This is a genomic window from Alicyclobacillus hesperidum subsp. aegles (assembly GCF_027923525.1).
Taxonomy (GTDB): Bacteria; Bacillota; Bacilli; order Alicyclobacillales; family Alicyclobacillaceae; genus Alicyclobacillus; species Alicyclobacillus aegles.
The window spans coordinates 149,007-173,361 of sequence record NZ_BSBJ01000006.1 but is presented as its reverse complement, the minus strand read 5'-3'; the positions used below and the strand labels follow the sequence as shown (position 1 = coordinate 173,361).

The window sequence follows — 24,355 nt, the reverse complement described above, 5'->3', positions numbered from 1 at the left end:
AAGGCAGATTGCCCACGTGTTACTCACCCGTCCGCCGCTGACATCCGAAGATGTCCGCACGACTTGCATGTATTAGGCACGCCGCCAGCGTTCGTCCTGAGCCAGGATCAAACTCTCAATGAAATCTCACTATCTCGCATACGCGAGACAGATGAACTGGCGTGGTGTGTGTTTAGTTTTCAAGGAGCGACGCTGCCGTTCGAGGCAGCCCAATCAATATATCACATCTCACACTTCATCGTCAACCGGTAAGTTTTGCATCGCTCACTCACTGGCGAACTCAGCATCTTGACCGATTGGCCACCGGGCGTTGCCGTAGGGCGCCGTCCCAAGCGGCATCGACTACTATACTACGCAGGACGTTGGTTGTCCACTGGGAAATGGGACCAAACAGTAATGTTTTCGCAATATGTGTTACGCCTCTACCGTTAAGCACTGTTGAATTTGTTGCACTTCCCCTTGTGACCACGTCCCAAATAAGACTTGAGATTCAAACAGAAAGGGACTCGGCAGGGTTTTGACACCGTCAATTGTCCGAGGCACAAGGCATAGCAATACCGATCTGGCGCGAGTCATCGCCACGTAGAATAGACGGCGTTCCTCATCATTGATGAAATTTGGATCAACACGCTCAACGACGGTGTCTAGCAAAATGACAATATCCCATTCCTTTCCCTTGCTATCGTGGAACGTTCGAAATTCCACTCTTCTTTGCAACGAACGCCATGTGACTCCCAGTTCACGTTGTAGCGCCCCCCAGACGCGCGCCACCTGCCGACGAGTTCGCGCTAAAATGGCTATCGAACAGGGTATTTGCAGACAGCTTTTCAGGATATCTTTGATGCAGCTGATTTCAGCCCCCTCATGATCTATTTCCACAGCACGAACATATCCCTCGCGGCTCGACACAGGCCGTAATGGCTTATCAATGCGAGATGACACGTGCTGAATCAACTGTTCAGCTGCATGTACGATAGAGATACACGATCGAAAGTTTTTGGTAAGTAGAAACTGCTCGATATGAAAAAGTTGTTCGGACGCGTGTTGCAAAAATAATGGTGAGGCTCCGCGGAACCCATAAATGGATTGATCGTCATCGCCAACAACAAAAATAGGAGTATGGTAGGATTCGTGCAACAGGCGGACAATTTCCCACTGCGGCTGATTCGTATCCTGGAACTCATCGACAAGAATATACCGGATTTTGGTCCACCGCTCAGGCTTCGTTCCGGATCGAAGAACGGCCAAACTTTCGGCAAGAATATCGTCATGATCCCACCGATTGGCGCAACGCTTGATGCGATTGTAGGCCTGATAAATCTTCTGCTCGTGCCGCTCCCCCGTCGTTCTACCTGTGCCGACATATTTTGTGTAACGCGTCAACCAAGAGGCGGTGTCGTAGAAACCTACAGCCTTTGACTGACCGATGACTTTCTCAATGGCCTCTCGCATACATGCAAATTGTTCTTCACGGCTGAGTAGCACCGGAATATCAGAACGCAGTTCCATCATGAAGCGAAACATCGATCCGTGAAATGTCCCGATTTGTAAAGATTCGACTTCCTTTTCGTTGAGCAAGGGATGAGTACGAAGTTTCATGCGCATATGCTCAGCGGCTTGCCTGGTGAAAGTCATCGCCAAAACCGAGGCTGGCGCAACCCGACGAGCCTTGACAACCTGTGCAATATGTTCTGTTAGAACCGAAGTTTTGCCGCTACCAGGTGCAGCCACTACACATGTTGATCCTTCACGCGGAGAAATAATGCTAAGTTGTTCATCAGTCCACATCTCGCCCCTCACCTCGACAATAATCCTGGCAAATGCGGCGCGGGCAGTCGATAATGTTTAGACCAATTCGAGCTGATTCAAGAAAAAAATCTGCAATCGATTTATTCTTTCACACGTCGTGGTATCATGGGCATTTAAGGGGGGCGTCGTATATGGCAATATACGCAATCGGCGATTTACACTTGGGAAGCTCGGTCAATAAGCCGATGGACATCTTCGGTGCCCTGTGGAAGGATCACGTTGCTCGCATTCGCTTTGCATGGGAAGAACGCGTTACTGATTCGGACATCGTATGTATTCCTGGCGATATATCGTGGGCCATGACACTGGACGAAGCCCGAAGCGACCTACATTGGATCCGACAGCTCCCTGGGACCAAAATATTGATTCGTGGAAACCATGACTATTGGTGGAGTGGGATTCAAAAAGTTCGTCAGTGCATGGATGCGCAGACATTCGCGCTACAAAACGATTGTATACGCATTGGCGAAGTCTGTTTTGCAGGTACGAGAGGGTGGCTCCTGCCATCACACCCAAGCTTCACAGAAGATGACGCCAAACTTTTGCATCGAGAAGAACACCGCTTAACGCTGTCATTGGAAGAGGCGAGTCGCACCAACTTACCTATCGTATGCATGATGCATTACCCGCCCGTCGACAGCACCGGCGAGTCAAGCACTTTTTCGTCACTGCTACAGTCCTATAACGTGAAGGTTTGTCTATATGGGCATCTGCACGGGGCGTCACACAAATTTGCCTATAACGGTTATTTAGAAGGCGTTTACTACCGGCTTGTAAGCAGCGATTATCTCGGGTTTACACCCTTTCGTATTCCTGATGAATGGCTTATATAAATACGGCCGGCGGTCAACCAACCGCCGGCATCAAACACCGCTTCGCGATTACCCCGTACCCGACTAACCTTGGAATCCAAGGATCAGGCGTTTGACAGCTCTGTTGAATCCCATAAGGTCCAAACCTTCCTCTGCAACCTACACAACTGACATCCGTCGCCCTGATATCCCTCGAGACCGGGTTCAACATAGGCTTGCATCATCAGATGTTTGGAGCGAGTACGATCGCGATCGAGAAGGCGATGTCGATTGTACTATGTCCAGTGAACACAAGGTTTATGTTCGTCTACAACGCAGTTCAAACACACCGTAGCCCATTTCTTTTCCGTGTTCCTCCATCCACTGGGCGTTACGCTGCAGAACTGTTCGAACTTGAGGATCCAATAATGCCTTCGGATCAGCCAAAGTTGAGTCTTGCTGATTTACCGGCAGGGGCAAGCTTGACACCGAGCCGGAGCGCAGCACCTTGACCTCAAAACCGGCATCGTGAAAAAGCTGTTTCCACCCGGACAGATCGGGCACATACTGAGCGCCATATAGATTTCGGACTTCTCTTCGCCAAGCGTCCGTCACAGGGCCAAGTGTCATCATCTCAACCGCAATCACGAAACCATTTTCCTCCATCACGCGCCGATATTCCCGAAGGGCACGGTGGGGCTTCGTAAAGACCAACACAGATTCGCTGACAATCGCATCGAACGATTCGCGCTGGAACGGCATCGCCTCGGCCGAACCCACCACTCCACGCAAACGTAGATTGCGCTCAGAAGCTAAACGAAGAGCGTGATCGATCATCTTGCGACGCACATCGAGCACGGTGACATTTGCATCCCAACGTTGCGCAAGTAAACATGCAGTTGCACCGTTACCACAGCCGACATCCAAGATACGAGCGTGTTCTCGCAACGAAATGCGGTCCATCCACCACGTAGTCAATTGTTCACCGCCAGGGTGTGCATGAAGAATTCCGAGTTGTGCCAAGGCATCATGATATGTCACCGCTCGCCCCTCCTCAGCCCATCGTATGCGGCCAAGATGCTTTACGAACCCGTTGAATGCCTAGACACCGACCAACCTGCAAAGTTGCAGTTGCCTGGTCTGATCTCGTACAGTGAAGAAACGAACCGGGAGGGGAACCTGACATGGCCAAGATTGGGCGTATCTTTGAGGCAAGTATTGAGGAAGCAGGGGATTACATCTTCACACCGTCCGGAGTGATCATCCTGATGGAGAGCGGGGATTTTCAAATATATAGCGAGAGCGCTCGCCACAACCTCCTGCGTCGCACTTGCATGCGCTACGCTTGGGATCAGCTCGTCGACGGTGTGAAGGTGGATGAACTCAACATCCGGATTCGCGACATCACCGCAGACCTACGGCGTCGCCTCGACTCCGAAAATGAATGGACGACGGACGAAATTCTGAAGACGTGGTACGAGCAAAATCCACGCCAACTATTTTTTCTCCGCCGTTATTCAAGCTCGCCATCCCACACCAACATGCCGCCGCTGTAATTGGCCACATGTTCGAAACCGTTGGCACGTAAAAATTCGGCAACGCGCTGCGATCGATTGCCGCTACGGCAGACAAACACATACGACTTTTGCGGATCGAGCTCTGACATCCAATCTGCTACTTCCTGCATCGGTCGCAGCGGCACGTTGGGAATGTGGCCCTCTGCGTATTCTTCTGGTGTCCGCACGTCGATCACCTGTACATCGCCAGCCTGTAGCAACCGCTTCAGTTCATCCGCATTGTACTGAGGAATATCGTTGACCATAACTGCCTCCAAGGTACAGATTTATCTCCGTCTCGCAACCTAGTCGTGGCAGACGGACATCGATACTGTACCACAATCGTGAGGCGATGGATATCAGAGTGGCTCATGCAAAATTTCGCTCACTCGTTTTCTCAGCACATCCGCGCTGATGGCAAAACCGATGCCCTGCGAACTTTGGGACACCGCTGTGTTCATGCCAATCACTTCGCCACGGAGGTTGATGAGTGGTCCACCACTATTGCCTCGATTGATGGCCGCGTCTGTTTGAATGAGATTTGGGTAGTCGCGATCACCAATTTGTAGCGGACGGTTTTTGGCACTAACGATGCCTACCGTCACCGTATGATCGAGGCCGAGCGGCGAACCGATGGCCAACACCCATTCTCCCACGTGAATGTCCCGACTATGGCCAAGTCTCAGGATGGGCGAGGGGACAGGCATGTCAGCCCGTAAAATGGCGATATCATGCCGGCGATCGCGCCCGACAACTTCTGCATCAATGAGTTCCTTGCGCCCAAAAGCACGTAGCATAATGCGATCTGCCTCGGCGATCACGTGTTCATTGGTCAAAATGTACCCTTTGGGGTGGAATACAAAACCTGTTCCAATGTTCAGGGCGGAGCGACCGACTCTTGGCACAGGGCGATCCCAGGGGAAAAACAGCGTTCGATCGCGGTACGGAGTCTGAACAACCTCAATGCCGAGGACAGACTTTTTATAACGCTCAACTAATTTCACGAAATTGGGAATCGCAGCTCCGGAATGCCGCTTCCCAGCCGACACCTGCGACTTTTTCATCATGTGCGTCACCCCTAAGAACAACAAAAGCCGCATACGCCCACGACGATGCGTTGTACATTGTATTCTTGGGGAGAAACGGGCGTGAGATGGGTTTCCAAAAACGGGCTTTAGACCGATACATCTCTCCGATAGCGCACACCATAGTTGCCCCGTCGTGTTTTGTAGACCTGTACGCGAAGATCCGTATTGCCACTTTGTAGATGATCGTCGCGTATGCACATTGCGACGTATGACGCCACCGACTTTGAGTCGTACAGGCGAGCTTCATACACCCATGTCATGTGATATCCCCCTCGCATGGGATAGTGTGTCCACATACCACGAGTTCATGAAATGGTTTTACGGATAGTTCCTATGCTACCAACGTCTACAAACACGTAATTGACACTTCATAACCAGCGAACTTCTTTACATTCCACACACCCTCGTCAAACAACAAGTATTGGCCCTTAGCGCCCCTTAACGTCCCCTCCCAAATCGGTTGCTTATCCAGTTGTACAGACTTTATATTGACATTAAATCCTTCCGGCCGCGGATAACGAAACGCGTATGTTGTAACATCCGAAAGCACGTACTGTGAAAACTCTGGAGCCAATCGTGCCACGACGTCTTGACGAAGTTCCGCAAGCGACTGTTCCGGCCGTTGCTCTTCTTTAAGCATTTTTCGCCAATCCGTTTTGTCCGGCAAGTGCTTTGCAATTTCCATTTCCAGTTCCCCAGCTAACTTTCTAGTTGGTACTTCCGCTATCGGCAACGCCAGTGTGGCACCTTGGTCCATCCATCGTTTAAACTGTCTTCCCTTTCTGGTGAGACCAACCTTATAACCACTACTCCAAGCGAGATATACATAGTGCGGAACCATGCAGTGTTCTTCCGCAAACGCCTCGTCTCTGCATGTACCGAGGTGAAAGTGACAGTCATGGGGTTTGACAATGCAAAGGTCACATTCAGCCAATGAGCGAACGCACGGGAAACAATATCCATTTTGAAAAAGCTTGTTTACCTTCCGCCCACAAACAATGCACCGCCGGACGCCTGTAAAGTTCACCCGCACGGTCTTGTTAAACCAACTGGCAAGTTCTATCGTTCCCGACGATAACGATAAGCGATAGGTGACGGGCTCACCTACCTGCGGGTCCAATTCCCGGATGTCTCCTTCAAACATATTTGCCGCCTCCATTCGCCAAACTACGGGCACAATTTCCGACAAGGAGTGGGCCCAATGTTGTATGTTGCACTCGCCGTCATTCCGGGCTTGTTTTTGTTGATCTTTATTTACACGCGCGATCAACTCCACCCCGAACCCAAGCGGCAAATAATACGACTGTTCCTCCTCGGGGCCGCCATCGTCTTTCCAGCAGGGCTCATCGAGCGAATGACAATGGATAGCCCTGGCTTTCAACAAGGAGGTCTCGAGGGACGGATTATTACGGCCTTTTTTATTGCTGGGATGATTGAGGAATTTCTCAAGGCCTCGATTTTTGACCGCACAGTCCTTCACAGCAGTCTTATCCAAGGCCGTGTCGATTGTATCGTCTATGCGGCTGCAATCGGACTTGGTTTTGCAACCGTCGAGAATATCTTATATGTGACAAGTTCTGGCTTTCTAACGGCCATCGTACGCTCGGTCACAGCCGTGCCAGCTCACTTCATGTTTGCAATCATCATGGGATATCGATTCGCTAAAACTAAGTTTGACGGCAAGAACAAAGCTTTCGCATATTTGCTGCCAGCGCTTGCTCACGGAACCTACGACACGTTTGCGCTGGCCTCCACCTTGTGGGCCGACATTATCTTGGCCGTATTGCTTCTCGTTCTCGCCGAAATATCTGCAAAAATTTTACGAAATGTCGGCGCCACACGGCGTAGGACAGTACACCTTCGCAACAGCTAGCACACCTGCAACGGGTGCCTAGCGTAAATCAAACCCGTTCTGTCCAAACGGCACCGGTCCAGTAGCGACGCCATGAAATTCAAAGAGCCAGGCCCTCTCGGCACGAAAGATAGACATCTCTATACTTTCATCCAGCATCAGCATTTGAAATAAATTCATGGATGTACGGAAATAAGGGCTCATGTGCTCATCTTGAAGACGAAGGTTTAACACTTTGTAGCGATCTGGCTCCCTTACGCGCACGCCATCCCGTCCGATTACCTCACCGAACACCGCAACGTCTAGTAGATCCTCTTGCTGTGCGCGAGCGCGTAGCACGTCATATAATTGCCGAACCGATTTTGCTTTACGGCTATTGTCGAATACAAGCGCATAATGCGCTATCCGCTCTGTCAACCGTCCATCCCTCTACTTTTTCTCGCAGACGGCGTACCTGCCATCTCCAATATGTTCCCATGCAAAACGCCCCCTGTGGTAAACCAACCTGATTAGGGGGCGATTTGCGCATAAGGATATGGGAAAGTCTGTTCTCATTATACATGACAAAAGTCGAGAAAGAAATAGGACGGGCCCTAGTTCCTGTAGAAAATTCGCGATTTTGCACGAACTTTAACGACACGCATCTACCAATGCGCAAACCCATGCCTCCGCGTCATCCAAAACCCAAATGATGTCCGCACCAGCTCGCACCCCCACTTCTCGTAACCTGCGAACAGGATCCATATTCATTTCTGTGCCCACAACGAGGACACAGCGCGCATCTGCAACCCATTCCGTCGCCCTCGCGATGTGGCGTACCTGTTCACCCTCAAACACAACCCCAGGGAATAGTCTTCCCGCACACGTTGGGCATCGTGGAACCGCTTCCCGAAAGGCCAACTTGGCGGTGAAAAGCGAGCTACATACATCACACCGCAATTCCCGCAAATTGCCATGTAATTCAATTACGCTTTGACTACCAGCATCACGATGAAGGCCATCGACATTTTGGGTGACAATGCGCACGCCCGCGTGTGCTAATGCCAAATGTGCGGCATTGGGAGAAGCACTCCGCCATGTCGACAGCATGTGACGATAGGCATCATAAGCTGAGTGAGGATCATCCAGCCAAATATCCCGTCGAAAAAAGTCGTCAAGCGAAACACCCATAACGGAGCCGGTTCCAACAGGTAAACCACTTTCCACACTAATGCCTGCACCTGTAATGGCCACTAATTGGGATCTGCAAAACCGTGACATATCGATGCGTTTTAAGGTATCCAGGATATTACCGTTACAGTAAAAAACCATTTCATCGCGCACCTATACAAAATTTTATAGATTATTTCCAGTATTGTATTTACATATGCACGCTCAGCCTATATATTTACACCGTGAGCATGATTCACTAATTGTTAGGAGGATTTACATGAAGGATTCTTTTGGGAGCCGTGTTCGAGCCATTCGACAGAGCAGATCGTGGTCACAACAGGAGTTGTCTATGCGTTCGGGAATTTCGACACCGCACATCTCGTCGATTGAACGCGACAAGCGTCACCCATCGTTGGACTATGCCCAGCGATTGGCCGCGGCACTGGGCGTACCGTTGCATGTTCTATGTGATCCCCATACGGCGTACAGAACACCAAACATGCGCAACTCGCCGGATGAATTGCCGCTCTCCATGCAAAACTTTATTTTGAATGAGTCGGCCATGCCCTACCTAGAAGCAGCCCAGCGAATGGCTACGCTATCCGAAGCAGAGGCATCATTTTTACGCGTCGTTATCGAATTATTGGCACAACGAAAATGCCTGATGAACTCTGACAAAGAGAACCGCAAACCGTGACAAAACGGTGCGGGTACTATCGCCGTCCCATCCGATTTTTCAGGTACTTGTTCCACCCCATCGCAAGGGACACATTAGTCCCAAAGAACCTTGACGCCATAGCGTCCACGCTGCGTTTGGAAGACACCGATGAACCTGGGCGGACGCTTTGGCATCCACCATACTCCCTCTTCCAAGCGGGCTGCAAGGCAGTCCGCTTGAAAACGAGTATCAACCAATCGATAATAATATATCCAGGCCAACGCTGATTCACTCCCACTCGTCGGATTGACGTTGCTCTGAATCGGTGCTGATGGGTAAAACAACTGTGAACGTTGTACCCTCGCCGAACCGGCTTTCAACCAATATGTCACCATGGTGTTCCAGCACAATTTGTCTCGCAATCGCCAAGCCGAGACCTGTACCAGATCGAGAACGCGTTCTCGCTTTATCCGCCTTATAAAACCGCTCGAAAATATACGGTAAATCTTCTTCAGGAATGCCTGCTCCCGTATCGGAAACCCGAATGTATGCGTAGCCGTTGCGAATATCCGACGCAAAAGAAATCGTGCCTTCCGCTGTGTGGCGGAAAGCATTGTCCAACAGGTTTGTAAAGACCTGTTCAAGCCTGTCTTCGTCCGCCTCAATCCATACCGGTTCGTCCTGCGTAGACAACTTGAACGCCAATCCATAGTCAGAGGCCAGAGCCTGAAATTTCCGTGCTGTACGCCGGATCAGTTGCACCAAATCGATATGATGAATATTCATCTGGAATTGTCCACTTTCTAACTGTGCCAAGTTGAGCAAGTCGTTGACCAACCGTTTCATACGGAGCGTTTCATCGTGAATGATCTCGGTGAGCTCGTGACGCATGGCCGGATCGTCCGAGATATCATCCAGAAGTGCTTCTGTATACCCTTGCATCATACTCAGAGGAGTACGTAACTCGTGTGACACGTTTGCAATAAAATCCTTGCGCAAGCGGTCTAGCCTGCGCTCTTCCGTCACATCTCGCAATACGCATAACGTTCCCCGCATCGTCGTAGCATCTGCCTCGTACAAAGGAAGCATCGTGATGGCCATCGTGCGACCTTCCCACGTATCTTCGCGGAAGACCGGTTCCTGTTCTTGGGTAACCCGAGCAAACAGCTTCATCAATCGATCCGGCAATAGTTGTTCATTGACCACGCCTTGCTCGGCAACCGATAGCATGCGCAACCTTCTCCTTGCCGGAGGATTGGCAAGGACCACACGGCCTTGCATGTCCGTTGCAACAACACCATCCTCGAGCGAAGACAAGATGCGCTGTAGCCCTTCTCTCTCCATCGAAAGTTGTTCGATGGTTGCGGACAACTCCTCCGCCAGTGCGTTAAAGGTATGGCCTAACCTGCCGACTTCGTCATTGGTTACGACTTTGACTCGTTGCCGATAGTGTCCACGGGCCATTTGCTCCGCCGCGCGATTCATTTGCAACAGCGGCCGTGATAGGTTGTTCGAAATGACAAAAGCGAAGCCTGTCGCGAGGATAACACCCAAAACCGTATCAAAAATGACTAAGTTGCGCATCTCATGCGCAGGTTCATCGAGAACGCTCATCTGCTGTGTGACTACCAGCATACCGGGCGACGCCCCGGCATCCGGAAGCTTGACATAGACAGCCAACTCATTGGACTGGTTCCCCACGCGATGCACAGCTACCGGCTCGCCATCGTTGAATTGGGATTTTTGCGACGGTGTCAAACTGCGGTATGCTCGAAGCAATGTGGGATTTTTTGTATAAGGAATTCCATACTTAATCTCCGCTCGCTCCACATTGCGTGCGAGATCGCTCGCAACTCGTTCCTTGACACCGCGATCGGAATTAGATGTCAACACGGACTGGATTGAGGTGGCGAGTTGGGTCAAGGTTTCAACTTCTCGCTGGACAATGTACTTGTTAAATACCTGTTGCAAAAGCACGGACAACAGAGCTTGAATGACGAACACCATGCCTACGATGGTCAGCCACAGCTTCGCGACAACACTGTTGCGAATCACGAGGCCACCTCGAACTTGTAACCGACGCCCCATACCGTGACGATGTATTGGCTGACGCTATGCGACACTTGTCCAAGTTTTTCTCGGAGTCGCTTGATATGCGTATCGACCGTGCGCTGATCTCCGTAGAACTGATAGTTCCAGACATCGCGCAACAACTCTTCGCGGCTAAACACTTTGTCAGGACGCTGTGCTATATAGACCAAGAGATCAAACTCTTTTGGGGTCAAGCTCACCTCATTGCCATCCACTTCCACGCGGCGGGCATCAATCTGGATGGACAACCCGGGAAACGTAAGCGTCTGGTTTAAGTCGTTACGAGCGTAATCCACTTCTCCCGTTCGTTTCAGCAATGCCTTGATGCGCATCACCAATTCACGAGGACTAAACGGTTTGACAACATAGTCATCTGCGCCAAGTTCGAATCCGTGTATCCGGTTCGACTCATCGCCCGCAGCCGTCAACATAATGATGGGCACGTTGCTGTGTTGTCGAATTTGCGTACACACATCGCGCCCGTCCATTCCTGGCAACATCAGATCCAAAACGATCAGCGAGTACGGCTCGGACAGCGCCTTGTCCACAGCCTCATTGCCATCTTCCGCTTCCGCAACAGAGAATCCGCTGCGTTCCAAATACATCCGAACCAATCGCCGTATGCGCTCTTCGTCGTCAACGACCAGAATACGTGGTTGTGGCATCTTGCGACCTCCGTCCCTGTCTTTCTGTCCATTATAAGGCCAGAAGATCTCGTCAACAACGATCCGCCGATCGCAGAGCGCTTAAAGCCCTGCAACCGACGGATCGACTGTTTAGGATTGAGTCGGAAACATCCGGCTAACAGAGGTCCGAAAGTTGTTCCAGACAGCATCTACCGGTCGACCTGCAGCTAGGTCTTTCGAAAAACTTTGGAAACGCGCATAAACGTCTGGGTTAGCGCTTACGTACACTGTGCGGATTTGCGGATTCATGCGACGTACGCGATGACTGATGGCCTGTTTATCCTTCAGTCCCTGGTTGGTCGTTGCCGGGTGGGCTTGCTGCAGTGCAACATAAGCCGTGTCGCCAGCGACAAACGTCACGGCCTGTTTGGCATAGCCGGCCCGCACAAGATCATCGGAGATCTTTTGAGCAATTTGCATGTGCACAGCATTTGCATGCTGAGGGTTGGCCGGGACGCCCGGCACGCGATTGCCAATGTCTGCGGCAGCCTGTCCTGCTCGACGAGTTGCCGTCGCCGCGCCATTCGCGAGATCGCGCGCGCCCTTGTCCGCTATCTGTCCGGCTCGGTCTGTGGCGTTTGTCACCGCGTTGCCGGCTTGGCGCGTCGCATTCAGCACATCAGTACCTGTTTGCGCTGCGTTTTTGCCTGTACCACAACCGGCGACGGACAGTGCAACCAAACCAACTGCTACCATACGTACAACACGTTTCACTTGGCAACACCTCCTCCGCCCTTAGCATGTGGCCTAGACGAAGGAACATACGCAGCGAATTTCACCGAAAGCCAGTCGTGTTGCCCTTCCTCCGCGCTCCTGTTGCAGATGTCGCCTTGCGCGCCTGCGCACCACCGCGTCGAGAATCGCGCTTCGGGCGTGGTGAATCAAGAAATGTCGGCTTTACGTATGGCGGCGCCGTCAGATCGACACTCCGATATAACGCCTTCCATTCATCAGGCTCAAGCATGCGCCACTCACCCGTCTTTAAGTGGCCGAGTGCGATAGGGCCAAACGCGATTCGCTTGAGCCGCTTCACCGGTAAGCCGAGCGCTTCGAACATGCGGCGAACCTGACGATTACGCCCTTCGTGAATCGTCAAATGAACAACGGACTCTTCCCCTTGCCGTAACACCTCGACGACTGCAGGTGCCGTTAGCCCGTCGTCAAGTTCAACACCTTGCTGCAACAATTGACGGGCCTCTTTGTTCACTCGACCTTGCACCGTGACCCGATAAACCTTCTCGACATGATGAGAAGGATGCAACAAGCGCTCGGTCAATGCGCCATCGTTAGTGAACAGCAAGAGCCCGCTCGTATCATAATCGAGCCGGCCAATGGGATAGAGCCTCTCTTCGATTTTCGGCAAAAGAGACATAACCGTCCGTCGCCCTTCCGGGTCGGACACCGTCGACACGTAAGCCGTCGGCTTGTTCAGCAGAATAATAACCTTTGCTTCGAGGCGAATTGGCTTACCGTCGACGGCGATCACTTGACGAGCGGGGTCGACTTTGTAACCAAGCTCGGTCACTGTTTTTCCATCGACGCTTACCCGGCCATCTGCAATCAAAGACTCACACTTGCGTCGAGATGCGACGCCGGCGTGTGCCAAAATTTTTTGCAGTCGTTCCATGCTTATACTCCCGTCTGCCGCCCTATGTAGATGTCTTCAAAACATCCCGCGATGTATCAGAAGTGTATCATACCAGAAAAGAGCGATACGGCGAACACGGATGCAAGGACACTGATGAAGTCGCTGAGTAAACCTACTTTCAGCGCATACCGAAAGCGGCTGATGCCCACACTGCCAAAATAAACAGTTAAAATATATAACGTTGTATCCGAAGAAGCTTGCATCGTCGATGCCAGCATGCCAAGCCACGAGTCTGGACCATGCTTCTGAAAAATGTCGATCATCATCGCTAGACTACCTTGGCCACTGATGGGACGGAGAATGCCCATAGGGGCAACCTCAGCAGGAATGTGCAACCAATTGAGTACGGGATGTAAACATTTGACGAGCAAGTCCATGGCACCTGATGCCCGAAACACGCTGACCGCCACAACCATCGCGATCAAATGCGGGATCAAACGAACTGCCGTGCCAAAACCACCTTTCGCACCGTCGACGAACGCGCTGTAAATGGGCACGCGTTTAACGATGCCATGAAGCAAAATGACACCAACGAGCAGTGGCAACATCCATTCGCTAATTGCCGAAATTGCCTGCTGCATCACGCTCTCCCCCGCCGTCGCCGATCAATTGCACGGTACATGCGATCCAGCGCGATCGCGGCGACCGTTCCGATGGCCGATGCGATGAGCGTGGTACCGACGACCGCAGTCGGATGCGCCGAATGATATTGCATGCGCATGGCGATCACGGTCGTTGGAATCAGCGTGATACTCGCCGTATTGACTGCCAATAGCGTACACATGGCGTCACTGGCAGTCTCTTTGTCGGGATTGAGTGTCTGCAACTCGCGCATCGCCTGTAGACCGAGCGGTGTGGCTGCATTGCCAATACCAAGCAAGTTGGCACTCATGTTTGCGAGAATTGCACCCATAGCCGGATGGTCCGGCGGCACGGACGGAAACAAAAAACGCGCCACAGGTCGCAAGCGGGCGGATAACCACCCCACCGCACCGGCCTGCTCCGCAATCTTCATGAGACCCAGCCACAGCGCAATCGCGCTAATCAGTCCAATCGACAACTGCACGCCGCTTTCCGCCCCTTTTAATATGGCGTTTGCGACGTGCGACATATGGCCTGTAAACATAGCTGTGACGATGCCTGAGAGAAACAAAGTGAGCCAAATAAAGTCGATCACGCAGGAAACACCCCCGTCGGACAACACCTTGTCCGTACAGGGTATGCCGACTTTGGCCCAGATAACACTCACGCAGAGCCAAAGCCGGAACTCTGTATCACATCACAGGAGGCTGGCTCTGTTGCTTGTTTGCCTGTCCACCGCCGCCTGCAAACAACTGTTGAATGCGCTCGATCACGCTGGGAGCCATATCGATCAACCGGTCATACAACTGGTTTTGATTGTCGGTTGAAAGTAACCTCACATTGTTTCCGTGTACAATGAGGAAGCCGATTGGCGTGATCGAAACACCGCCGCCAGAACCTCCGCCAAACGGGTGTTCACCCCCCTGGCCGGATCCCCCGTCGCCGCCTTCAAACTCGCTACCGCCAGCCGCAAAGCCAAACCCCACTTTTGAGACTGGTAAAATGACAGTCCCGTCAGGGGTCTCCACGGGGTCGCCGATGATCGTGTTGACGTCGACCATTTCCCGAATGTTGGCCATCGCCGTTTGCATCAATCCTTGGATTGGGTGCTCCACGTCAAAAAGCCCTCCTTTTCCAGGCTACAAGCAGCCGGATTCCTGCGCTGATAACGTACCCCATTCGTATCCGCAATATGCTTTGCGTTCGCAGATGAAACAGAGTCTGATGAAAGGCGGGACGTACTTGAATATACGGGCGATCGACAAACTTGCACTGGTGACTGAGCCAACCAAGAAACGTGCTGATCGCTGCATACATGGTGCCTACAAGCATGCCCGTTTGCACCGAGTCGTTGACCCCTACGTGGGCTTCGACACGTAGATTGTAGATGTGAATGTGCGGGGACGTGTTTTTGGCGATGTGCAGAGCACGCTTGATAAACGCGACGAACTCACGAATTTGATCCCAGCGCCGGGGAACATCTGCCGTCGAAACCCCTCCCTCGTCGGTTGGGCCATCGTGCCCTGCTTTGCCATGCGCAACGACGGCCGGTCCGCCCTCGGTCTGCGTCGCTTCCAGTTTCGTCAACTCGCGCCGCACGCGAACCAGACCAAGCAGTGTTCGAATTTCAATAGACGCGCTGTCGTCCGCATGCACGCGCTCATACGCAAGCGAAATTTCAACAGGAAGGCAAAGGAACAAAAAGACGAGTACAAGCAGTGCCAATACAATGAGGAGCAGCCACATGGTACGCACGCCACCTCTTTCGTGTCGATGACATTATGCGTACCTTCCAGCACTCCTATACTTAACCTGTCAGTCACGAGCGATGTCGGATGGCAGTTGGAACAGCGAGACGCCTTCGCGCCCTAAATCTTCTGGCAAGGGGGGCAGTTCGTCGAGCGAACGAAGACCGAATTGGCGTAGAAACTCGCTTGTTGTGCCATAGAGGATGGGCCTACCTGGGGCATCCTGACGACCGACCTCTGCGACAAGTTGGCGGTGCACCAATGTCGCCAAGGCGCGATCCGACTGCACGCCGCGAATTTCGTCGATTTCCGCGCGTGTGATGGGTTGCTTGTAGGCCACGACTGCGAGCACCTCGAGCGCCGCGGTCGACAATGTGCTTTGCATCGGCGTTTGCGCCATCCGCTTGAGATAATCAGCGTATTCAGGGCGAGTGACCAATTGCCACGTGTCGGCGACTTGTTGCACGGCGATCCCAGCCGCGCGCTCGTCAAGTTGTGCCCGCAACTGTAGGCATAGACTCTCCGCCTCGCCCGGGGAAACACCGAGAATGGAGGCGATGTCCCTCGTTTCTAAACCGTCGCTTCCGACTGCAAACAAGACGGCTTCCAATGCGGACAACAGGTGCATATCAATCCCCTACCCAAATCAGCTCAAGTGGACCAAAAGGTTCTGTTTGGCGGCACGCCAAGCGGCCATCTTTAATCAGTTCAAGAACGGCAAGAAACGCCGTCACGAGCGCTGGGCGCGTGCGCGCTCCCTGAAATAACACGGCAAACTCCGTCATCCGGTAGCGGCGCATTCTTTCCACGATTTCTTCCATAACGTTTTCGACGCGCTCAACATGACCCCGAATTTCGGCGACGCGCTCACTAGGCGGTAAACGCAAGTACAACTTGCGAAAGGCGTCCACCAAATCCCAAAGTGTCACGCCGGATAAAGGAGGTACTTCACGCGTGCGAAACGGATGCAAATCCATCGGTTGCCGGGAATAAACCTCGGCACGATTGGCGGCCATCGTCGACAGTTGAGCAGCTGCCCATTTGCAGCGCTCATATTCTAATAATTGCTCGACAAGAGGAGCGCGCGGGTCCTCGACTTCCTCTTCGTCGTTGGTACGCGTGCGCGGCAGAAGCATCCGCGATTTGATAGATAAAAGCGTTGCAGCCATCACCAAAAACTCACTGGCGATTTCCAGAGACCAAGTTTCCATCTCGTGCAGATACTCCATATATTGATCCGTAATGGATGCTATCGGAATATCATAAATGTCGACCTCGTGCTTGCGGATCAGGTGTAGCAACAGATCCAGTGGGCCTTCAAACTGAGCCAGGCGAACTTCGTAAGACATGGCACACACCCCCTCACGTCCCGTAAAACCAAGACATGAGCAGATACACGAGATCGGAAAATGCGGCGTTCAACGGTGGCACAAGGAAAATGAACAGCAGAATCCACGGCCCGTAAGGTTCAATTCGACTGTACACAGCTGCCTGCCGATACGGCAACAGTTCGTATAAGATGCGCGAGCCATCAAGCGGCGGGATGGGAATTATGTTCAGCACGAACAGCGCAATATTGATCTCAAAGAGCATGCCAAGTACCGTGCCCAAAATTCCGTATGTGTACGGTTGCATCGCCCGCAACACGCCATAGCTCGCCGCTGCGATCACGAGGTTGGAACATGGCCCGGCGGCGGCCGTGACGATCACGCCAAGGCGCCGATGGCGAAAGTGTGCGGGTTGGATGGGTACAGGGCGCGCCCAGCCAATTGGCGCGATGAGCATGGCGATGACACCTGTCCACTCAAGGTGAACGAGTGGATTCAAGGTCAGCCGTCCCTCGTGGCGAGCCGTTTTATCTCCTTGAAGATCAGCTGCCAAAGCGTGGGCAAATTCATGAAGAACGAGACTCGCAAGTACCAGTAAAACGCGCAAAATCCAGGTTGGCGACGACCATTGAGCGAACAAAGCGAAACCTCCCGCCGCGATCGATAGACGAATTATAGCACAGCCCCGCGCAAGTCACGCAGACGAGCACGCCACAGGCTACGCTCTACGAAAGCGGCATCCGTGTACAGGAGAGCCTCTTTTAATTCGCCGGCAAGATTGGGTTTGTCACTGACAATGAGCAGGCGATTTTGGCTCGTCCACGGCACGCCCACAGGCAGATCGACGATCGATACGAAGCGTTCGGCACCTTCCCTGACAAACGCTCGCAACTGTCCAGCCCGATAATGGGATGCGATGATGTTGTAGACGATGATCCCTGACGGTTGCAAAACGGCACGCAACCAATCCCACACCTCAGTGGCCAGGGCTGGCTGGTATATGCGCGTTTTGAGGTAGGCATCGACGAAAATGAGATCGTATATTCCGGCCATCTCCGAGCGCACGAACGCGAAGCCGTCACCCACCCAGTAGTCGGCCTCCTTGTGTGTTGGCGCTTGAAAGTACTCGATGGCGAGCCCAAGGACCGTTTCGTCGATCTCGACTCCGTGGAGCTGACAGTTTGGATGTGCCTTACGAACATGGTACAGACTTGTACCTGCACCCACACCTATTGATAAAAACGAAGATAACTGAGGTCGTGTTTGAACAAGTCCCCGAAACGCACGTTGATAAGGGAAAACCGGCCGGTCGGGCCGGGCGAGATCGACCGCTCCCTGCCACCCGCCCCGCTTTCCAAATCGCATTTGGCGCACGCGCCCGTCTTCGATGACTTCTATCCAATCGTGCACCGAACCAGGTCCAGAAAATAGTTCTGAAATCGCACGTCATCCCCAATCGCAATCAGTCTGCAATTAGTATAACGGAACGACGTCAGGCTGTCGCTGTCGCTGGCTGACGTGACCAGAACCGTGAAAGAAACGGCCAAACAGGGCGAACGATCCCCACAAATGTCTGAAACATGCCGAAATAGCGGAATAGCCGGGGAAGGAACATCAACATGCTGAGCATGACGGCTCTCACCTCCACCTTTCTTCTGCACGATATGCTATGGCAGGGTCATTCTTGTGGGCGCTCTTGTCGATGATTGTGTGCCAACATCAACACCCATTCGATTGCGGAGGTGGTGACAGGAGAGCCACGTTGCGGAGCATCGCGCCCTTGCATCTTGCCGATGTCTCCGATGCCAATGACGACGGGCGCGTCAAGTCGCCGCAGAATATCGACCGTGTCCCCTTCGACGATGTAGGAGTTCAATTCAAAACCGTCCTTATCGACTGCCCGTTCCACCCGGTTGCCAAACCGGTCGATGCTAAAATCCACCGCCGCACCTTCGACATCTGTCGTTTTAGAGGCGACGGCGAGGGCTCCAATGACCTCGATGTCAGGGTGGTGCAAGAGCACGCTTAACGCCGACTCGCCGCCTGACTCGTGCTTGTTGCCGTTATCGTCGAGCATGACAATGACAGGATCGCCTGCAGACTGGCGGATCCAGTCGACCAGTTGGATGCCTGTCGCTGGCGTCGGATTGCCGGCACTCTCTGCAATCACCTGGCAGCCCGTACGTCGTGCCGCCATTTTGAGCGCACGTAAAGCCATGTGATCGCCATCGGTGACGACAATGACCCTCCGCTTGCATCCCCCTTTGCCGCTATTTGCATGTGACATGACACTCACCCTTTGGGTTTAGCAAACATGGCCGCCAAAAAGGCGAAGACGATTGCAGCCGAGATGCCTGCGCTGGTTACCTCAAAAATGCCAGTAATGACACCAATCCAGCCGTGTGTCTGCGCTTCGAGCATGGCCCCGTGGACAAGCGCATTGCCAAAACTGGTGATAGGGACTGTCGCACCCGCACCCGCAAATTTAATGAGCGGATCGTAAAGTCCTAACCCGTCGGCCACTGCCCCAGCCACGACCAATATAGACATCACATGTCCAGGCGTCATTCGCGTCGAATCCATCAGAATTTGCCCGACGGCACAGATGGCACCTCCGACGAGAAACGCCCAAAGAAACGTCGACCAAGTTGGCATGGCTTACACATCCTTTCGTTCGAACGCGATCGCGTGGGAAATGCCAGGAATGGTGTCGCTTTGCTGGGCGCTGACCGTCGATAGCAAGGCACCCGTAGCACTGACCAGAATCCGTTTGTAGGTACCGTCGAGAAGTCGTTTAAAGAGATGCCCAAACGTGACGATGGTACAGCAGGCTCCGCCACTTCCACCAGAAAAGACTTCAGGCTGCTTCGCGTCGTAAATCAACGCCCCACAGTCGTTTAAGCGCTCTGGTTCAGGGTTTATACCGCGTTCTGTCAAAAGCTTACGCAACAGCCGCAAACCGATGTGGCCAAGGTCTCCGGTGACCACCAGATCGTAATCGGCAAACGTACGCCCTGTGTCGCGCAGATGTTGCAAAAGGGTATCGCAAGCGGCTGGTGCCATGGCGGCACCCATTTCCCAGGGCGACTTGATACCGTAGTCGACAACACTGCCAATCGTCGCGTGAGTCAGTTGAATGGTGCTCGATGCGCGAGAAAGAACTGCGGCTCCAGCCCCTGTCACGGTCCGTTGCGCTGTCGGTGGCTTTTGTGCGCCGTACTCCGTCGGGTAGCGAAATTGACGCTCTGCCGTGCTGGTATGACTGGACGTCCCGACAATCGCCCGCTGTGCGTGACCAGTGTGAACGATCAAGGCACCAAGCGCCAACGACTCACAAATCGAAGCACAGGCGCTATACACCCCCAAGGCAGGCCGCATAAAGGCGCGCGTACCAAAGTAGAATCCCGTCAACTGAGCGTTGAGGTCGCCCCCGACTAGAACGTCAATGTCTTCGCTCGTCACATTTGCTTTCTCCATTGCAGTCTGTACCGCTTGCGAAAACATTCGCTGTTCTGAATGCTCCCACGTGTCGTCGTCGATGCGGTCGTTGTCAAGACGAATATCAAAATCTTGTCCCAGCGGTCCTTGCGCTTCGACCTGACCGGCAACCGTACCAACGCCGGCGACGTATACCGGATTTTGTTGCAAATCCCACGTGGATCGCCCCAGACGCGCCATGTCCTCATCCTCCTTACAGGTGCTCGATGATATAACGAATGAGTGCGATAAAGAAGGCACTCACGACCCCATAGACAATCACCGGGCCGGACACCTTGAACATGTTGCCACCGATACCTGCAACAAGCCCTTCGCTTCTATGTTCCATGGCGGCTGAAGTCATCGTGTTGGAGAATCCTGTGACAGGCACAGCGGACCCCGCTCCGGCCCACTGCGCAAATCGATCGTACACGCCAAAAGCGGTGAAGCAGGCCGCGAGGAAGATGAGTACTGCGACGGTAGGGTTGCCAGCTTCTGTGGGCTTGAAGTGTCCGTAGCGGATAAACAGCGTTTGGATGACCTGTCCGAGTTCGCAAATCAGACCACCCACGATAAACGCCCGTAAGGTGTTGCGTACAATCCGGCGAGCAGGTCGCTCGCGTTTTACCAATTCTTGATAACGAAGGCGATCCTCTTTTGTGACCAGCGACACGCACATCCCTCCCACAAGCGTTCGTTTGATCGACGATAGGATACCCAGTGCAAATGAAAAAAGCCGCCAACGGCGGCTTTGCAATTATCCACTGAGTTTCCAACCCGTCACTCCAGTTCCTTCTTGATGTGCTGTAAAATGCGTTTCTCAAGCCGAGACACTTGAACTTGCGAAATTCCCAAGACACGGGCGACGTCGCTTTGCGTCTTGTCGCGAAAGAAGCGCATGTACACAATGAAGCGCTCTCGTTCGGGCAAACGCCCAATAATTTCATGAAGCTCGACTTTATCAAAGTTCCCATCCGTCTCTTCGTCGGCAATTTGATCCATCAGATAAATCGGATCGCCGTCATTTTCGTACACCGTTTCATGAATCGATGCGGGTGCCCGCAGCGCCTCCTGCGCAAAGACGATCTCGGAAGGCTCCATGCCCATAGCTTCTGCGACCTCGGTAATGTGAGGTTGCCGACCAAGTTCTTTGGAGAGCCGATCGCGCACGTGTCGTATTTGTTTTGCCGTCTCCTTAAGGCTGCGACTCACCTTGACCGTGCTGTCATCGCGCAAAAATCGTTGGATTTCGCCGATGATCATGGGGACGGCATACGTGGAAAACTTCACGTCATAAGACAAGTCGAACTTATCGACCGCCTTCATCAGGCCAATGCAACCGATTTGAAAAAGATCATCCGCCTCGTACCCGCGGCCCAAAAAGCGTTGTACAACCGCCCACACGAGCCTTTGATTATGTACGATCAACTTGTCGCGTGCCTCTGTATCGCCCTCATGGCTCAACTCAAGCAGCTTGCGTACCTCGTCATCGGAGAGCTTCTGATGTTTCAAAGACGACTCTTTCGCATAGTCCATCGCGAGACAGCCCCCTTACATGACGTCAGGGGCGGTTCGAAACGTTTTAACGAGCGTGACGCGAGTTCCTTCCCCCACTTCAGAGACAATTTCCATCGAGTCGACAAATGTCTCCATGATGGTCATGCCCATCCCGGATCGCTCCAGTTCAGGACGCGATGTATACATGGGCTGTTTGGCCATTTCAATATCAGGGATACCTACGCCATGGTCCTCGATGACCACGCGCACCGTGTGTTCAAATAACGCACACTCGACGGTGACTTCTCCGTCACCCTCCTGGTAGCCGTGAATAATGGCATTTGTGACCGCCTCCGAAACAGCCGTCTTTAATTCTGTCAACTCTTCCATCGTTGGATCCAATGCTGCAACAAAAGACGCAACGGCAACCCGGGCCAACGATTCGTTTTCCGACCTACTTGGGAACTGCAGACGCAGGTAATTGTCAAGGCGGACATCCTCAGCGATGCGATCCATATATATCACGCTCCCAGAATGGCTGCCATCGCAGCTTCCTCAGATTCATACACCGGCAGTATTTTTAACAGGCCTGACATCTCAAACAATCTCCGCAACGGCGCACTTACTTCACAAAGCGCCATCTTACCGCCATGTTCCATGACAGTACGATATCTGCCAAGAATCAGCCCTAACCCCGAACTGTCCATGAAGTCGATGTTGCGAAACGACATCACTAAGCCCCGATACCCATGTTCCTCCAACTGCTGTTCGATTCTATCCCGAATTTGTTCCACAGCATGGTGGTCCAACTCACCTTTGAGTCCAATGACCAAGACACCTTGCTCGTATCTCGTCTCTACCGGCACTGTCATTCTCCCTCCATATCAGCGATCTGGCCAAGAAATTCACGCTTCAAACGGTCAATTCCTGCACGTTGACAAAAGTAGTTGTGATTCTTGCGTTTTCGACAATTCTCCCATTTCAAGCTAAACTTCTACGTAGTAAAATGGACAAAAGCGGTCGTGGAGGTAGCTTTATGGAAACCCTCGGAAGAAAAATGCGGGCTTTGCGCAAGCAACGCGGTTTAACTCAACTACAACTGGCCCGTGGAATTTCAACGCCAAGTATGATTAGTCAAATTGAAAGTGACCGAGCAACACCGTCACCACAATTGCTTGAACAACTCGCCAATCGTCTTGGTGTCGAACTCAATTATTTTGAATCTGAGTTCATTGAAAAATCGGACGAACTGCAGTGCTATCGGTCAGCAAAAGAACACATGGAGGCAGGGAATTACCGCGAGGCTATCGACTTGTTCCAATCCCTGAGTTGGCCACTGGCGCCACAATTTCGTCCAGACTCCATCTATATGGATGTAGCCACCTGTTACTTCCGACTTGAGGAGTACGAACGAGCAGCCAATATGTATGAGTCGCTCGTCGAGTTGGGATGCAACCGCTCGGAAGTTTCGGTCGTGGTGAGCGGATATTACCATGGTGCGTTGGCGCACCGGAAACTAGGTCACGACGATGTGGCGATCGCGTACTTAGAACGTGCTCGCGAAATCCTCCGCACTCATGTGGAACATTACTCCTCCATGTCAATCAAAGTAGGGCTCAGTTTGGCGCGACTTTACCTGCAATGGAGTCATTTTGCAAAGGCCAAGGAGATTTATCTCGAACTGCTCGAACTCACACACAGATATTCGAGCCGTGTTGACTTCGCAACGATCTACCATGGTCTAGCGTGTTCGTCGACCTACCTGGGCGAATTTGACGACGCTTTAGTTTACTGTGAGCGAGCCGTAGAAGAACACGAAAGCTTACAGAACAATGGCAACGCCATGCGCTGCCGGATCAATCGTGGCCTCATTCTGCGTATGGCGAACCGCTACGATGAGGCCTACACTTATCTGCAAGAGCTTCGTGCACGTGTAAATCCGCATGACAGCTTACTTCGGACCGCTATACACCACGAACTCGCTCAACTCTGCTTGCAGTTCGAACGGCTGCACGAGGGGATTGAACACACCGAAATCGCGCTTACGTCGAAACGTCTTGACAGACGTGCGGAGGTCGCGTTGCGAACGTTGCGTATCAAGATATTCTTACAACTTCAGGATCTTGTGAACGCGTATGCTGAATTGGATCGATTGGAAGGCTGCTGCAAAGATGATACAACGTCGTTGCCCACGGACTATGTCCGCTTAAAGTGCGAGGTTCTACACCAACTTGGAGCTGACGCAGAGCTGATCAAGTTCTGTCAAACACAAGCGGGACAAACAATCTCCGCCGACGAAAACCAAGAACGAGAGATAGCGCCGTTCACATTTTGGATATTTCCAAGACAATAAGATTCATCAGCAAAAAACTCGTTCGCTCGACACGTTGTC

Annotated in this window: 32 protein-coding genes and 1 rRNA gene; 5 read left to right on the top strand and 28 right to left on the bottom strand. The window is 52.5% G+C overall.

What is annotated here, in order from left to right:
* Window positions 1-123: ribosomal RNA gene (locus QMF38_RS05445) — 16S ribosomal RNA — on the bottom strand; the annotation flags it as partial.
* 291 nt (window positions 124-414) lie between these two features.
* Window positions 415-1,788 carry a UvrD-helicase domain-containing protein gene (locus tag QMF38_RS05440; protein ID WP_281758885.1) on the bottom strand — a complete coding sequence of 458 codons (1,374 nt, stop codon included), beginning with the start codon at window positions 1,786-1,788 and terminating at the stop codon, window positions 415-417.
* A 152-nt stretch (window positions 1,789-1,940) separates the two neighbouring features.
* On the opposite strand from QMF38_RS05440, the gene QMF38_RS05435 reads away from it, so the two are divergent.
* Window positions 1,941-2,642, top strand: coding sequence for a metallophosphoesterase (locus QMF38_RS05435; protein ID WP_281758884.1), 702 nt, complete (start codon window positions 1,941-1,943; stop codon window positions 2,640-2,642).
* Window positions 2,643-2,918: 276 nt separating this feature from the next.
* Here the strand turns inward: QMF38_RS05435 and QMF38_RS05430 are convergent, their stop codons facing one another.
* Entirely contained in the window at window positions 2,919-3,641 is a 723-nt protein-coding gene (locus QMF38_RS05430; protein WP_281758883.1) for a class I SAM-dependent methyltransferase, read from the bottom strand.
* Between the two features lie 143 nt (window positions 3,642-3,784).
* On the opposite strand from QMF38_RS05430, the gene QMF38_RS05425 reads away from it, so the two are divergent.
* Window positions 3,785-4,156 (top strand): hypothetical protein, encoded by a 372-nt coding sequence (locus QMF38_RS05425; protein WP_281758882.1) that lies wholly within the window; start codon window positions 3,785-3,787, stop codon window positions 4,154-4,156.
* Here the strand turns inward: QMF38_RS05425 and QMF38_RS05420 are convergent.
* From QMF38_RS05420 to QMF38_RS05405, 4 genes are all read right to left on the bottom strand, one after another.
* Window positions 4,114-4,422, bottom strand: a complete 309-nt coding sequence (locus QMF38_RS05420) for a rhodanese-like domain-containing protein (RefSeq protein ID WP_006446269.1) — start codon at window positions 4,420-4,422, stop codon at window positions 4,114-4,116. The genes QMF38_RS05425 and QMF38_RS05420 overlap by 43 nt on opposite strands.
* A gap of 93 nt (window positions 4,423-4,515) precedes the next feature.
* Window positions 4,516-5,223 carry a S1C family serine protease gene (locus QMF38_RS05415; RefSeq protein ID WP_232302221.1) on the bottom strand — a complete coding sequence of 236 codons (708 nt, stop codon included), beginning with the start codon at window positions 5,221-5,223 and terminating at the stop codon, window positions 4,516-4,518.
* Window positions 5,224-5,330: 107 nt separating this feature from the next.
* Window positions 5,331-5,504, bottom strand: a complete 174-nt coding sequence (locus QMF38_RS05410) for a hypothetical protein (protein ID WP_198146634.1) — start codon at window positions 5,502-5,504, stop codon at window positions 5,331-5,333.
* 86 nt (window positions 5,505-5,590) lie between these two features.
* The gene (locus QMF38_RS05405) at window positions 5,591-6,388 is read right to left on the bottom strand and encodes a DUF2797 domain-containing protein (RefSeq protein ID WP_281758881.1); all 798 of its coding nucleotides are present in this window, start codon (window positions 6,386-6,388) and stop codon (window positions 5,591-5,593) included.
* Between the two features lie 57 nt (window positions 6,389-6,445).
* Between QMF38_RS05405 and QMF38_RS05400 the strand changes: the two genes are divergently transcribed.
* Complete coding sequence (locus tag QMF38_RS05400; RefSeq protein ID WP_281758880.1) at window positions 6,446-7,117, top strand: PrsW family glutamic-type intramembrane protease; 672 nt, start codon at window positions 6,446-6,448, stop codon at window positions 7,115-7,117.
* An 18-nt stretch (window positions 7,118-7,135) separates the two neighbouring features.
* On the opposite strand, the gene QMF38_RS05395 is transcribed toward QMF38_RS05400, so the two are convergent.
* Window positions 7,136-7,513, bottom strand: a complete 378-nt coding sequence (locus QMF38_RS05395) for a hypothetical protein (RefSeq protein ID WP_058094471.1) — start codon at window positions 7,511-7,513, stop codon at window positions 7,136-7,138.
* Between the two features lie 213 nt (window positions 7,514-7,726).
* Window positions 7,727-8,407, bottom strand: coding sequence for an SIR2 family NAD-dependent protein deacylase (locus QMF38_RS05390; RefSeq protein ID WP_281758879.1), 681 nt, complete (start codon window positions 8,405-8,407; stop codon window positions 7,727-7,729).
* Between the two features lie 118 nt (window positions 8,408-8,525).
* Between QMF38_RS05390 and QMF38_RS05385 the strand changes: the two genes are divergently transcribed.
* Window positions 8,526-8,945, top strand: coding sequence for a helix-turn-helix domain-containing protein (locus tag QMF38_RS05385; protein ID WP_058094473.1), 420 nt, complete (start codon window positions 8,526-8,528; stop codon window positions 8,943-8,945).
* A gap of 249 nt (window positions 8,946-9,194) precedes the next feature.
* Here the strand turns inward: QMF38_RS05385 and QMF38_RS05380 are convergent, their stop codons facing one another.
* The 19 genes from QMF38_RS05380 to spoIIAA form a co-directional block, all read right to left on the bottom strand.
* Window positions 9,195-10,961, bottom strand: a complete 1,767-nt coding sequence (locus QMF38_RS05380) for an ATP-binding protein (protein ID WP_281758878.1) — start codon at window positions 10,959-10,961, stop codon at window positions 9,195-9,197.
* The gene (locus tag QMF38_RS05375; RefSeq protein WP_281758877.1) at window positions 10,958-11,662 is read right to left on the bottom strand and encodes a response regulator transcription factor; all 705 of its coding nucleotides are present in this window, start codon (window positions 11,660-11,662) and stop codon (window positions 10,958-10,960) included. The genes QMF38_RS05380 and QMF38_RS05375 overlap by 4 nt, the downstream gene beginning before the upstream one ends.
* A gap of 111 nt (window positions 11,663-11,773) precedes the next feature.
* Window positions 11,774-12,397: a YhcN/YlaJ family sporulation lipoprotein gene (locus tag QMF38_RS05370; RefSeq protein WP_281758876.1), complete on the bottom strand. Its 624-nt coding sequence runs from the start codon at window positions 12,395-12,397 to the stop codon at window positions 11,774-11,776.
* 61 nt (window positions 12,398-12,458) lie between these two features.
* Entirely contained in the window at window positions 12,459-13,310 is an 852-nt protein-coding gene (locus QMF38_RS05365) for a pseudouridine synthase (protein WP_281758875.1), read from the bottom strand.
* Between the two features lie 56 nt (window positions 13,311-13,366).
* The gene (locus QMF38_RS05360; RefSeq protein ID WP_040288977.1) at window positions 13,367-13,912 is read right to left on the bottom strand and encodes a spore maturation protein; all 546 of its coding nucleotides are present in this window, start codon (window positions 13,910-13,912) and stop codon (window positions 13,367-13,369) included.
* Complete coding sequence (locus tag QMF38_RS05355; RefSeq protein WP_281758874.1) at window positions 13,912-14,508, bottom strand: nucleoside recognition domain-containing protein; 597 nt, start codon at window positions 14,506-14,508, stop codon at window positions 13,912-13,914. Before QMF38_RS05355 ends, QMF38_RS05360 begins: the two co-directional genes overlap by 1 nt.
* 97 nt (window positions 14,509-14,605) lie before the next feature.
* Window positions 14,606-15,028, bottom strand: coding sequence for a GerW family sporulation protein (gene ytfJ / locus QMF38_RS05350; protein ID WP_083496046.1), 423 nt, complete (start codon window positions 15,026-15,028; stop codon window positions 14,606-14,608).
* 1 nt (window position 15,029) lies between these two features.
* Complete coding sequence (locus tag QMF38_RS05345; protein ID WP_281758886.1) at window positions 15,030-15,659, bottom strand: DUF2953 domain-containing protein; 630 nt, start codon at window positions 15,657-15,659, stop codon at window positions 15,030-15,032.
* 69 nt (window positions 15,660-15,728) lie between these two features.
* On the bottom strand, window positions 15,729-16,289 hold the full coding sequence (gene scpB, locus QMF38_RS05340; RefSeq protein ID WP_281758873.1) for an SMC-Scp complex subunit ScpB: 561 nt from the start codon (window positions 16,287-16,289) through the stop codon (window positions 15,729-15,731).
* Between the two features lies 1 nt (window position 16,290).
* Window positions 16,291-17,010, bottom strand: a complete 720-nt coding sequence (locus QMF38_RS05335) for a segregation and condensation protein A (protein ID WP_281758872.1) — start codon at window positions 17,008-17,010, stop codon at window positions 16,291-16,293.
* Between the two features lie 13 nt (window positions 17,011-17,023).
* A complete protein-coding gene (locus tag QMF38_RS05330; protein ID WP_281758871.1) occupies window positions 17,024-17,629 on the bottom strand; it encodes a site-2 protease family protein in 606 nt (201 codons plus the stop codon).
* A 32-nt stretch (window positions 17,630-17,661) separates the two neighbouring features.
* Window positions 17,662-18,399 (bottom strand): spermidine synthase, encoded by a 738-nt coding sequence (locus QMF38_RS05325; protein WP_281758870.1) that lies wholly within the window; start codon window positions 18,397-18,399, stop codon window positions 17,662-17,664.
* Window positions 18,400-18,667: 268 nt separating this feature from the next.
* On the bottom strand, window positions 18,668-19,276 hold the full coding sequence (locus tag QMF38_RS05320; RefSeq protein ID WP_083496047.1) for a stage V sporulation protein AE: 609 nt from the start codon (window positions 19,274-19,276) through the stop codon (window positions 18,668-18,670).
* Between the two features lie 5 nt (window positions 19,277-19,281).
* Complete coding sequence (gene spoVAE / locus QMF38_RS05315) at window positions 19,282-19,644, bottom strand: stage V sporulation protein AE (RefSeq protein ID WP_058094484.1); 363 nt, start codon at window positions 19,642-19,644, stop codon at window positions 19,282-19,284.
* 3 nt (window positions 19,645-19,647) lie between these two features.
* Complete coding sequence (gene spoVAD, locus QMF38_RS05310; protein WP_281758869.1) at window positions 19,648-20,667, bottom strand: stage V sporulation protein AD; 1,020 nt, start codon at window positions 20,665-20,667, stop codon at window positions 19,648-19,650.
* Between the two features lie 13 nt (window positions 20,668-20,680).
* Window positions 20,681-21,145 (bottom strand): stage V sporulation protein AC, encoded by a 465-nt coding sequence (gene spoVAC, locus QMF38_RS05305; RefSeq protein ID WP_390854074.1) that lies wholly within the window; start codon window positions 21,143-21,145, stop codon window positions 20,681-20,683.
* A gap of 101 nt (window positions 21,146-21,246) precedes the next feature.
* Window positions 21,247-22,002 carry an RNA polymerase sporulation sigma factor SigF gene (gene sigF, locus QMF38_RS05300; RefSeq protein WP_281758867.1) on the bottom strand — a complete coding sequence of 252 codons (756 nt, stop codon included), beginning with the start codon at window positions 22,000-22,002 and terminating at the stop codon, window positions 21,247-21,249.
* A gap of 15 nt (window positions 22,003-22,017) precedes the next feature.
* Complete coding sequence (gene spoIIAB / locus QMF38_RS05295; RefSeq protein WP_058094487.1) at window positions 22,018-22,479, bottom strand: anti-sigma F factor; 462 nt, start codon at window positions 22,477-22,479, stop codon at window positions 22,018-22,020.
* A 5-nt stretch (window positions 22,480-22,484) separates the two neighbouring features.
* Window positions 22,485-22,835, bottom strand: a complete 351-nt coding sequence (gene spoIIAA / locus QMF38_RS05290) for an anti-sigma F factor antagonist (protein WP_006446242.1) — start codon at window positions 22,833-22,835, stop codon at window positions 22,485-22,487.
* 164 nt (window positions 22,836-22,999) lie between these two features.
* Here spoIIAA and QMF38_RS05285 point away from each other — a divergent pair, with 164 nt between their 5' ends.
* Window positions 23,000-24,316: a helix-turn-helix domain-containing protein gene (locus tag QMF38_RS05285; protein ID WP_281758866.1), complete on the top strand. Its 1,317-nt coding sequence runs from the start codon at window positions 23,000-23,002 to the stop codon at window positions 24,314-24,316.
* Window positions 24,317-24,355: the final 39 nt, after the last annotated feature.